The sequence below is a fragment of the Stenotrophomonas sp. S41 genome, assembly GCF_016624625.1.
Lineage (GTDB): Bacteria > Pseudomonadota > Gammaproteobacteria > Xanthomonadales > Xanthomonadaceae > Stenotrophomonas.
This window is the reverse complement of sequence record NZ_JACVTV010000131.1, coordinates 1-11,261: the sequence shown is the minus strand read 5'-3', so window position 1 is coordinate 11,261 and position 11,261 is coordinate 1. Positions and strand designations below refer to the sequence as shown.

Below are 11,261 nucleotides of genomic sequence, written 5' to 3'. Positions count from 1 at the left end.
CGGCGTCCCCCTCAACCGGACCCACCCCGCCAACCCACGGATAGCCAGCTTCTGCCTTTGACGTTGACGTTGACGTGGCCTCTGCAGGTGCAGGGCTGCAAGCCCTGCCGAACCCCCTCCCCTTTACCTCCGGGGAGTGAGCTGCTCGAGGAGTTCCCAGGATTTGAGGCCCTTGGCCCCCAGGTGATGGGACAGCACCCGCCGCATCGGCAGGCGCAGGCTGGCCAGGTCTGTCGCATCTGGCTCGTCGTCCGCCGCCAACGCCAGCAGCGCCGAGCCCGTTGCTGCGGCCCGGCGTTCGCCACCGCGCTCGCTCAGCAGGCGCTGCGGGCCTTCCTGCGGGTCCAGTTCGTAGCGGGCCGCCGGGTCCACCGGCTGGCCGTCGCTGGCTGTGTCCAGCTCGAAGCCCAGCCCCAGCGCCGCCAGCAGCTCACGCTCGAAACGGCGCAGCGTCCATGCCAGGCCCGCGCCCACCGCCAGCCGCGCGCGCGCCTCGCCGTAGGCCAGGTACAGCTCCGGCAGCGGGTCCTGGCGCGGGGCCAGGCGCAGGGTCAGTTCACTCAGGTAGAAACCGGCCAGCATCGCCTGGCCGACCAGGCGCGGGGCCGCGTCCAGTGCCTCGGCGCCGCGCAGCTGGGCCAGTTCACCGCGCTGCAGGGCACTGAAGCGTATCCACTGCAGCGGCTGCAGGGCCGCGCGCAGCACCTGGCCCTTGGCGGTGGACACGCCACGCGCCAGCAGGCCGATGCGGCCGTGCTGCGCGCTCAGTACCTCGACCAGCAGGCTGGTCTCGCGGTAGGCCCGTGCATGCAGCACGAACCCGGTGTCGTCCTCGATCAGCATCGAAGCGACCGTCGCGGCTTATTCGTAGCCGAAGGCCTTCAGTGCGGCCTCGTCGTCAGACCAGCCTTCACGCACGCGCACCCAGGTTTCCAGGAACACCTTGGCCCCGAACAGACGTTCCATCTGCATGCGGGACTTGGCACCGATGTCCTTCAGGCGGGCGCCGCCCTTGCCGATCACGATGGCCTTCTGGCCTTCGCGCTCGACCCAGATGACCGCACCGATGCGCAGCAGGTTGCCGTCTTCGGTGAAGCGCTCGATCTCCACGGTGGTGGCGTACGGCAGCTCTTCGCCGAGCTGGCGCATCAGCTGTTCACGCACCAGCTCGCCGGCCAGGAAGCGCTGGCTGCGGTCGGTGATCTCGTCCTCGCCGAACATCGGCGGGGCTTCCGGCAGCAGGGCCAGCACGTCGCGGACCAGGGCTTCCAGACCGTTGCGCTTCTGCGCGGAAATCGGGTGCACGGAGGCGAAATCGCGGCCTTCGGTCACCTGCTGCAGGAACGGCAGCAGCGCGCCCTTGTCCTTCATGCGGTCGATCTTGTTGACCACCAGCACCACCGGGATGCCGGCATCGCGCAGCACGTTGAAGGCCAGGCTGTCTTCCTCGTCCCAGCGGCCGGCTTCGATCACCAGCAGGCCGGCGTCGACGCCTTCCAGCGAGCCGCGCGCGGCGCGGTTCATCACCCGGTTCATCGCCCGCTTCTGCACCTTGTGCAGGCCGGGGGTGTCGACCAGCACCAGCTGGCCTTCCGGGTAGGTGGCGATGCCCAGCAGGCGATGGCGCGTGGTCTGCGGGCGGTTGGAGACGATGCTGACCTTGGCGCCGACGAGGGCGTTGGTCAGGGTCGACTTGCCCACGTTCGGGCGGCCGATGACGGCCACGCTGCCGCAATGATGGGGAGTTTGTTCGCTCACTTGGAATCCAGTTGTTCTAGGACGGCCGCAGCCGCTTGTTGTTCGGCAAGCCGGCGCGAGGGGCCTTCGCCCTCGGTGCTGGCGGCAGGGTCCGCGACGTTGCAGCGTACCCGGAAGTGCTTGGCGTGGTCGTCACCGGATTCTGACACCAGTTCGTACTGCGGCAACGCCTTCTGTCGGGCCTGCAGCCATTCCTGCAGGCGGGTCTTGGGGTCCTTCTCCGGCCGGCCGGTGGCCGGCAGGGCCTCCATCGAGGCGGCGAACCAGGGCAGCACGACCGCCCGGCAGGCCTCGAAGCCCACATCCAGGTAGATCGCGGCCACCACGGCCTCGAGGGCGTCGGCCAGGATCGAGTCGCGGCGGTGGCCACCGGACTTCAGTTCGCCCGGGCCCAGGGTCAGCCGCTCACCCAGTTCCAGGGTGCGGGCGATCACCGCCAGCGCGCCTTCACGCACCAGCTCGGCGCGGGCGCGGGTCATCGCGCCCTCGTCGGCCTTGGGCCAGCGCTGGTACAGCGCCTCGGCGACCATCATGTTGACGATGCTGTCGCCGAGGAATTCCAGGCGCTCGTTATGCGGCGCACCGGCGCTGCGATGGGTCAGCGCCTGCTTGAGCAGGGCTGGATCGCTGAAAACGTGACCGATCAGGTCACCACGTTGGATGAATTTACTGGGCACCGCTACGAACGAGGTCCTGGGATGATTCGAACTTGCCAACCACGTCGAGGTTGCCCACCAGCGGGCGACGCACTTCGTAATTGACGTTGAGGGTCCAGCCGTTGTCACGACGGTTGAACTTGACGTTGGCCGGCTTCACGTTGTCCGAGTAGTTGATGTACAGGCGCTTGAAGAACAGGTCCTGGATCTGCGCCGGCGCCATGGTGCCGACGCCGGGCTCCTTGGCCAGGCTCTTCATCGCCGAGCGCACGGCGTAGTACTCCTGGTACATCGGGAACAGCTTCATGCCGACGTACAGGAAGAAACCAACCACGATCAGGACCACCAGGAAGGAGGTCAGGGTCATGCCGCGCTGCGTGTTCATCTTCTTCATTGCGTTCTCCCCAGATACGCGTGGATGTGAAGTCAGTTGATGCCCGAGCCGATCCGCGACGGCTGGAAGCCATCCTTGCAGAACCAGCCCTGGCAGTTCAGCCAGATCAGGAACGCACGACCGCGCAGGTTTTCTTCCGGCAGCAGGCCCCAGAAACGGCCGTCATCGCTGTTGTCGCGATTGTCGCCCATCACCAGGTATTTGCCAGCCGGCACGGTCCACTGGCCCTGGCCGCGAGGATAGTCGGTCTCCAGCACGGTGTGGGTGCGGCCCGGCAGGTGCTCGACCAGCAGGTTGGCGCCCTCGCCCTGGCCCTTGTCGCCGGCGTAGATGCCCTTGTTGTCGTACTTCAGCGGCTCGCCATTGAGGATGACGCCGTCGCCTTCGAAGACCACGGTGTCGCCCGGCACGCCGATGACGCGCTTGATGAAGTTCTCGCCCTTGGCCGGATCGTTGTCGCTGTGGCCCGGGAAGTGGAACACCACCACGTCGCCGCGCGACGGTTCGCCGAACGGCACGAACTTGGTGTTGGTGATCGGCAGGCGCAGGCCGTAGGAGAACTTGTTGACCAGGATGAAATCGCCGATCAGCAGGTTCGGCATCATCGAGCTGGACGGGATCTTGTACGGCTCGGCAATGAAGCTGCGCACGATCAGCACCACCACCAGCACCGGGAAGAAGGCGCGTGAGTAGTCCACCAGCACCGGCTCGGTATCCAGCAGGCCGGCGCGCTGGGCGCGGCGCTTGGCCAGGTAAAGCTTGTCGGCCAGCAGGATCAGGCCCGAGGCCAGGGTCAGTACGACCAGGAGGATCTCAAACAATTTCATTCAGGGTCCTTTGCAACGTCACCGGACGAACGGCCCCGAAGGGCCGCTGCGGGCTTACTTGTTGTCCATCTGCAGCACGGCCAGGAAGGCTTCCTGCGGGATTTCCACGCGGCCGACCTGCTTCATGCGCTTCTTGCCTTCCTTCTGCTTTTCCAGAAGCTTCTTCTTGCGCGAGACGTCGCCACCATAGCACTTGGCCAGCACGTTCTTGCGCATGGCCTTGACCGTGGTGCGGGCGATGATCTGCGAGCCGACGGCGGCCTGGATGGCCACGTCGAACTGCTGGCGCGGGATCAGGTCCTTCATCTTCTCGCACAGCTCGCGGCCGCGGCGGTCGGCATGGCTGCGGTGCACGATCAGCGACAGGGCATCGACCTTGTCACCGTTGATCAGCACGTCCACGCGCACGAACGGGCCGGCGTCGAAGCGCACGAAGTGGTAATCCAGCGAGGCATAGCCACGGCTGACCGACTTCAGTTTGTCGAAGAAGTCCAGCACCACTTCGGCCATCGGCAGCTCGTAGCTGATCTGCACCTGGCTGCCCAGGTAGTTGATGCCGAGCTGGCTGCCGCGCTTTTCTTCGCACAGCTTGATGATGTTGCCGATGTACTCCTCGGGGGTGAGTACGTTGGCGCGGATGATCGGCTCGCGGATCTCCTCGACATGGTTGACCGGCGGCAGCTTGGCCGGGTTGTCCATGTTGACGATGGTGCCGTCGGTCTTCAGGACTTCATAGATCACCGTCGGCGCGGTGCTGATCAGATCCAGGTTGTATTCGCGTTCCAGGCGCTCCTGCACGATTTCCATGTGCAGCATGCCGAGGAAGCCGCAGCGGAAGCCGAAGCCCATCGCCTCGGAGCTTTCCGGCTCGAAGCGCAGCGCCGCGTCGTTCAGGCGCAGCTTGTCCAGCGCTTCGCGCAGGTCCGGGTAGTCCTCGGCGTCGACCGGGAACAGGCCGGCGAACACGCGCGGCTGCATTTCCTGGAAGCCGGGCAGCGGCTTCGGCGCCGGATCGGCGGCCAGGGTCAGCGTATCGCCGACCGGCGCACCGTGGACGTCCTTGATGCTGGCGGTGACCCAGCCCACTTCACCGGCACGCAGCGCCGGCAGCACCTTGCGCTTGGGCGTGAACACGCCGACGTTGTCGACCTGGTGGGTACGGCCGGTGGACATGACCTGCAGCTTGTCGCCGGCCTTGATCTGGCCCTGCATGACGCGCACCAGCGAGACCACGCCCAGGTAGTTGTCGAACCAGGAGTCGATGATCAGCGCCTGCAGCTTATCGGTATCGCGCGGCACCGGGGCCGGAATGCGATGCACGATGGCTTCCAGCACGTCCTGCACGTTCAGGCCGGTCTTGGCGCTGACCGGCACGGCGTCGGCGGCATCGATGCCGATGACGGCCTCGATCTCGGCCTTGGCGCGCTCGATGTCGGCGGTGGGCAGGTCGATCTTGTTGATCACCGGCACCACTTCCAGGCCCTGCTCGACGGCGGTGTAGCAGTTGGCCACCGACTGCGCTTCCACGCCCTGGGCGGCATCGACCACCAGCAGCGCGCCTTCGCAGGCGGCCAGCGAACGGCTGACTTCATAGGAGAAGTCGACGTGGCCGGGGGTGTCGATGAAGTTCAGGTGGTAGGTCTGGCCGTCCTTCGCTACGTAAGGCAGCGAGACCGACTGGGCCTTGATGGTGATGCCACGCTCGCGCTCGATCGGGTTCGAATCGAGCACCTGCGCTTCCATCTCGCGGGCCTGCAGGCCGCCGCAAAGCTGGATGATGCGGTCGGCCAGCGTGGACTTGCCGTGGTCGACGTGGGCAATGATGGAGAAGTTGCGGATGTTCCGCATCGAATCAGAAGACATAGGTGGCGGCGGCGCGCGGCGTCGTCAGGGTAACGGTCGATTATCGCATGCCCGGGGCCCTGCCGCGAAAGCGGCCTGATCGGGCCGGGCCCGGAATGGCCGAAGCCCCGCCGGGGCGGGGCTTCGGGGGCAGTGACAGGGCCGCCCGTGGGGCGGCCGTGAAGGCCTTACTGGCCGGCCTTGACCGCCACGAAGGCGCTGTTGCCGCTGCTGGCACGGACCAGCAGCAGGACCACATCGCCCTTCTTGTAGGGCGACAGCGCGCGGTTGAGCGCATCGACACTGCCGACCGGGGTGTTGCCGACGCGCAGGACGACCATGCCCGGGGCCAGGCCGGCGTCACGGGCACCCTCGCCCTTGACCCCGGTGATGCGCACGCCCTCGCCCGATTCCAGGCCCAGCTGCTTGCGCTGCACCGCGTTGAGCTCGGTCACGTCCAGGCCCAGCAGGGCATTGGCACCGGACTGCGGCGCGGCGTCGGCATTGGCAGCAGCCGGGCCGCGGGCGTTGTCCTGGCCGTCATCGGTCAGGGCGGTCAGGGTGGCGCTGAGCTCACGCGGCTTGCCATCGCGGTAGACCACCAGGCTCACCTTGCTGCCCGGGGCCATCGCGCCGATCAGCGGCGGCAGGTCGGACCAGGTGTTGACCGTGCTGCCGTTGACCGAGCGGATGACATCGCCCAGCTGCACGCCGGCCTTGGCCGCGGCACTGCCGGGCACGATCTGGTTGACCAGCGCGCCACGGCTGTCCGGCAGGCCCAGGCCCTGCGCCTTCAGCGAATCGATCGGTTCGACCACCGCGCCCAGCTGGCCACGGGTGACCTTGCCGCTCTTCTTGATCTGCTCGACCGCGCTCATCGCCAGGTCGATCGGGATCGCGAAGCTGATGCCCATGTAGCCGCCGGAGGCGGAGAAGATCTGCGAGTTGATGCCGACCACTTCACCGCGGGTGTTCAGCAGCGGGCCACCGGAGTTGCCCTGGTTGATCGCCACGTCGGTCTGGATGAAGGGCACATAGCGCTGGTCCGGACCGCCGGTGCTGCGGCCGACGGCGCTGACCACGCCGGCGGTGACCGAATGGTCGAGGCCGAACGGCGAGCCGATCGCGACAACCCACTGGCCCGGCTTGAGGGTGTTGGAATCGCCCACGCGCACGGTCGGCAGGTTCTTGCCGTCGATCTTCAGCAGGGCCACGTCGTACTGCTGGTCGCTGCCGACCACCTTGGCGTTGAACTCGCGGCTGTCACCCAGCTTCACCTTCACCTCGCTGGCGTCTGCCACCACGTGGTAGTTGGTCAGCACGTAGCCGTCGGGCGAGATGATGAAGCCCGAGCCCATGCCCCGGCCCTTGATGCTGGGGCCGCCGTCCTGGCCACCCTGGCCCTGCCCCGGCATCGGGAAGTCAGGGCCGAAGAAGCGGCGGAAGAACTCCGGCATGTCGTCGTCGCCCATCGGGCCGCGCGACGCCTGGCGGTTGTTGCGCACGATGGTGACGTCGACGTTGACCACGCCGGGGCCGACCTGTTCGACCAGGTTGGTGAAATCAGGCAGGCCGCTGACCAGCGGTTGCGCCGGGGCACGCGGCGCGGCGGCGGCGGCCGGGGCCGCCTGCGGTGCGGTCGGCGCGGCGGGCTGGGCACAGGCCACCAGCGGCAGGGTCAGGGCGAGCAGGCCCATGGCCTGCGTGCGGAGTCGGTGAGTCATCGGACGGCAACCTCCGGATCGGATGGAGAGGGGGAAGGAGGGCCCCGCCAGTGGCGGGGCATGGGCCCGCACGTGTCAGTCGCGCGGGCGCTGCGGCGCTGGCAGTTCTTCCTGCAGGCGCGGTTCGAACGGGTAGAACGCGGCGCCACCGGACGAGGTCGGGAAGTTGGCGTTGAGCGCGCCGCCCCCGGCCGGGGCCAGGCTGGACTTCGGCCACGGCCGCGCCTGCAGGCTGCCGACATCGCCGAAGGGCAGGTGGCGGGTGCTGCTGGCCGGCACGCTGGGGCTCAGCGCCGGCTGCGCGGCGGCCACCGCACGCTGCGGTGCGTCGTCCCGCTGGGCCACGCGCGCGGCCTGCTGGCTGCGGGTGGCGCTGGCGCGGCGGGCGTCCTGGCGGCGGCTGGCGGCCATCGCCACGGCCGGGGCGGCGACCACGGCCATCGCAGCGGAGTCGGCCGAGGCTTCGGTCACCGCGGCCTGGTCGGGCGCAGGCGCCAGTTCGGCCTGGCTGGCCACCACCTGCGGCGGCAGGGTCTCGCCGGGACCGGCATCCTTCAGCTTCTCGCCGCCCATGAACAGGGCCACGGCGGCCACCGAGGCGGCCAGTGCGGCACCGCCACCCCAGGCACGCCAACCGCTGCGGCGCACCTGGCGGCGCGGTTCGGCCTGCGGCGCCGGTTCGGCAGCGATAGCGGCGGCGACGGCGGCACTGAACCCCGGCGGGGCCAGCAGCGACGCCTGGCCACGCATCACGTCGCCGAGCAGCTGCCAGCGTTCCTGGCTGCCGGACAGTTCCGGGTCGTGTTCCATGCGGCGCAGCAGGAAGCGCGCCTCATCGGCACCAAGCTCGCCATCGACCAGGGCCGACAGCTGTTCGCGGTGGCGCTGGTCCAGGCGCTGCCCGGCGGGGGATTGGTGGTTCTGCGATTCGTTCAACGGACTGTGGGTCATACGCGGCTCTTCTCGCGGGTGGCGCTGCCGATGTCCAGCAGCGGCCGGAGTTCAGTGTCGATCGCCTCGCGCGCCCGGAAGATCCGGGACCGCACGGTGCCGATCGGGCACCCCATCTTCTGCGCGATTTCCTCGTAACTCAGGCCTTCCACCTCGCGCAGGGTGATCGCCGACCGGAGTTCTTCCGGCAGCGCGTTGACGGCCTTCATCACCGTCTGTTCCAGCTCCTGGCGCATCAACTCGCGTTCGGGCGTGTCGGTGTCGCGCAGGCGTGTCCCGGTATCGAACTGCTCGGCGTCGCCGATGTCGATGTCATCGGTCGGCGGGCGTCGGTTGTGTGAAGCCAGGTAGTTTTTGGCAGTGTTCACGGCGATCCGATGCAACCAGGTGGAGAACTGGGCATCGCCACGGAAACTTCCGATCGCGCGGTACGCGCGGATGAAAGTGTCCTGGGCGACGTCCTGACATTCGCTCCAGTCGGCGATGTAGCGACCGACCAGACCGACGACCCGGTGCTGGTACTTGCGTACCAGGACATCGAAGGCCGCGCTCTCGCCGCGCTGCACGCGCCGGACCAGTTCCAGATCCAGCTCCTGTGGTGTTTCAACATCGGCCATGAGGGGCCGCACTCCTGTCAGCCCAACCGACGTCGGGCAATGAGACTGCCAATCCCGGGAAAAGTTCAGTCGCCGATCACCTGGCGCCGCACCAGCTTTTAACCACCGTTCCGCTAGCGTCCCGGTCCGGGGCCATGGATCCGGGGTCGCCACACCCCAGCTATAGGGATTTGACGCGGGGGAAACAACCTCTGGATCATAGCCGCTTCTCCATACACAACCGGATGGAACGTTCATGCTCTCAGGCTTCGATGGTCTCCGCTTCAGCCACTGGCACCCCGAGATCCGCGATGACGGCGTGGTCGTGCTGTCTTTGGATCGTCAGGACAGCAGTGTCAACGCGATGTCGCAGGACGTGCTGCTGGAGCTGGGCGACCTGCTCGAGCGCATCGCCCTGGACCCGCCCAAGGGCGTGGTCATCCAGTCGCTGAAGAAGGCCGGCTTCATCGCCGGGGCGGACCTGAAGGAGTTCCAGGAGTTCGACCGCCGCGGCACCGTGAACGACGCGATCCGCCGCGGCCAGTCCACCTACCAGAAGCTGGCCGAGCTGCCCTGCCCCACCGTGGCGGCCATCCACGGCCACTGCCTGGGCGGCGGCACCGAGCTGGCGCTGGCCTGCCGCTACCGCGTGGCCTCCAATGACAGCAGCACCCGCATCGGCCTGCCGGAGACCCAGCTGGGCATCTTCCCGGGCTGGGGCGGCAGCGCGCGCCTGCCGCAGCTGGTGGGCGCGCCCGCGGCGATGGACATGATGCTGACCGGCCGCACCCTGTCGGCCTCGGCCGCCCGCGGCATCGGCCTGGTCGACAAGGTGGTGGCCCCGGCCGTGGTGCTCGATACCGCCGTGGCCTTGGCCCTGTCCGGCACCACCCGCCCGTTCAAGCAGCGCGCGACCGCCTGGGCCACCAACACCTGGCTGGCGCGCAAGCTGCTGGCCCCGCAGATGGTCAAGCAGGTCGCACGCAAGGCGAAGAAAGACCAGTACCCGGCGCCGTATGCGCTGATCAGCACCTGGCAGCGCACCGCCGGCAAGCCGGTGCAGGCGCGCCTGGATGCCGAGCGCCGCGCGGTGGTGAAGCTGGCCAGCACGCCGACCGCGCGCAACCTGATCCGCATCTTCTTCCTGACCGAACGCCTGAAGGGCCTGGGCGGCGGCGATTCCGGCATCCGCCACGTGCACGTGGTCGGCGCCGGCGTGATGGGCGGCGACATTGCCGCCTGGGCCGCCTACAAGGGCTTCGAGGTGACCCTGCAGGACCGTGAGCAGCGCTTCATCGACCCGGCCATGGAACGCGCGCAGGCCCTGTTCGCCAAGAAAGTGCGCGACGACAGCAAGCGCCCGGCGGTGGCCGCGCGCCTGCGTGCCGACCTGGAAGGCAACGGCGTGGCCGAGGCCGACCTGGTCATCGAAGCCATCATCGAGAACCCGGAGGCCAAGCGTGCGCTGTACCAGACGCTGGAACCGAAGATGAAGCTGGACGCGCTGCTGACCACCAACACCTCGTCGATTCCGCTGGTGGAGCTGCGCGACCACATCCAGCGCCCGGCCCAGTTCGCCGGCCTGCACTACTTCAACCCGGTGGCACAGATGCCGCTGGTGGAAATCATCCACCACGACGGCATGGCACCGGAGACCGAACGCCGCCTGGCCGCGTTCTGCAAGGCGCTGGGCAAGTTCCCGGTGCCGGTGGCCGGCAGCCCGGGCTTCCTGGTCAACCGCGTGCTGTTCCCGTACATGCTGGAAGCGGCCACCGCGTATGCCGAAGGCATTCCGGGCCCGGTGATCGACAAGGCCGCGGTGAAGTTCGGCATGCCGATGGGCCCGATCGAACTGATCGACACGGTGGGCCTGGACGTGGCCGCCGGCGTGGGCAAGGAGCTGGCGCCGTTCCTGGGCCTGCAGGTGCCCGAGGCACTGGCGACGGTGGACCCGGCCAAGCGCGGCAAGAAGGATGGCCAGGGCATCTACACCTGGGAAAACGGCCGGGCGAAGAAGCCGGACGTGGCCCGCGACTACCAGGCCCCGGCGGACCTGGAAGACCGCCTGATCCTGCCGCTGCTGAACGAAGCGGTGGCCTGCCTGCACGAAGGTGTGGTGGCCGATGCGGACCTGCTGGATGCGGGCGTGATCTTCGGTACCGGTTTCGCCCCGTTCCGTGGTGGTCCGATCCAGCACATCCGCGCGGTGGGTGCCGATGCGATCGTCGAGCGGTTGAAGGCGCTGCAGCAGCGCCACGGCGATCGATTCGCCCCGCGCCCGGGCTGGGACAATCCGGTCCTGCGCGAACCCGTGGTGTGAGTTGATCGGCCGGGCCTGCGGCCCGGCACCCGCTGGATCAAAATCCAGAGCCAAAGCCAGAGCCGGAGCAACAGCCGGCTCTGGCTTTTCTGTTTGTTGGGCGGGGCGGTGTCGGGTTGCGGGGACGCCGTAAACCCATCCTTGAAGTGACCCCCTTGAGTTGGACACCTGATCCAACCCAGAGGGTTATATG

General features: G+C 68.1%; 10 protein-coding genes. 1 reads left to right on the top strand and 9 read right to left on the bottom strand.

Going from position 1 to position 11,261, the window contains the following annotated elements:
• Positions 1 to 123: 123 nt before the first annotated feature.
• From recO to rpoE, 9 genes are all read right to left on the bottom strand, one after another.
• Entirely contained in the window at positions 124 to 843 is a 720-nt protein-coding gene (gene recO / locus IAE56_RS18965) for a DNA repair protein RecO (protein ID WP_108769589.1), read from the bottom strand.
• A gap of 18 nt (positions 844 to 861) precedes the next feature.
• The gene (gene era, locus IAE56_RS18960) at positions 862 to 1,758 is read right to left on the bottom strand and encodes a GTPase Era (RefSeq protein ID WP_108769590.1); all 897 of its coding nucleotides are present in this window, start codon (positions 1,756 to 1,758) and stop codon (positions 862 to 864) included.
• A complete protein-coding gene (gene rnc, locus IAE56_RS18955) occupies positions 1,755 to 2,435 on the bottom strand; it encodes a ribonuclease III (protein ID WP_079222748.1) in 681 nt (226 codons plus the stop codon). The genes era and rnc overlap by 4 nt, the downstream gene beginning before the upstream one ends.
• Positions 2,425 to 2,808 (bottom strand): DUF4845 domain-containing protein, encoded by a 384-nt coding sequence (locus IAE56_RS18950; RefSeq protein ID WP_200753598.1) that lies wholly within the window; start codon positions 2,806 to 2,808, stop codon positions 2,425 to 2,427. Before IAE56_RS18950 ends, rnc begins: the two co-directional genes overlap by 11 nt.
• Before the next feature lie 32 nt (positions 2,809 to 2,840).
• Positions 2,841 to 3,635: a signal peptidase I gene (gene lepB / locus IAE56_RS18945; protein WP_108769592.1), complete on the bottom strand. Its 795-nt coding sequence runs from the start codon at positions 3,633 to 3,635 to the stop codon at positions 2,841 to 2,843.
• 54 nt (positions 3,636 to 3,689) lie between these two features.
• Positions 3,690 to 5,483, bottom strand: coding sequence for a translation elongation factor 4 (gene lepA, locus IAE56_RS18940; RefSeq protein WP_188115490.1), 1,794 nt, complete (start codon positions 5,481 to 5,483; stop codon positions 3,690 to 3,692).
• 182 nt (positions 5,484 to 5,665) lie between these two features.
• On the bottom strand, positions 5,666 to 7,201 hold the full coding sequence (locus tag IAE56_RS18935) for a DegQ family serine endoprotease (RefSeq protein WP_200753597.1): 1,536 nt from the start codon (positions 7,199 to 7,201) through the stop codon (positions 5,666 to 5,668).
• A gap of 75 nt (positions 7,202 to 7,276) precedes the next feature.
• Positions 7,277 to 8,152, bottom strand: a complete 876-nt coding sequence (locus IAE56_RS18930) for a sigma-E factor negative regulatory protein (protein ID WP_200753596.1) — start codon at positions 8,150 to 8,152, stop codon at positions 7,277 to 7,279.
• Positions 8,149 to 8,769, bottom strand: coding sequence for an RNA polymerase sigma factor RpoE (rpoE, locus tag IAE56_RS18925; protein WP_079222753.1), 621 nt, complete (start codon positions 8,767 to 8,769; stop codon positions 8,149 to 8,151). Before rpoE ends, IAE56_RS18930 begins: the two co-directional genes overlap by 4 nt.
• A 235-nt stretch (positions 8,770 to 9,004) precedes the next feature.
• Here rpoE and IAE56_RS18920 point away from each other — a divergent pair, with 235 nt between their 5' ends.
• Positions 9,005 to 11,068, top strand: coding sequence for a 3-hydroxyacyl-CoA dehydrogenase NAD-binding domain-containing protein (locus IAE56_RS18920; RefSeq protein WP_200753595.1), 2,064 nt, complete (start codon positions 9,005 to 9,007; stop codon positions 11,066 to 11,068).
• The last annotated feature ends 193 nt before the right edge of the window (positions 11,069 to 11,261 follow it).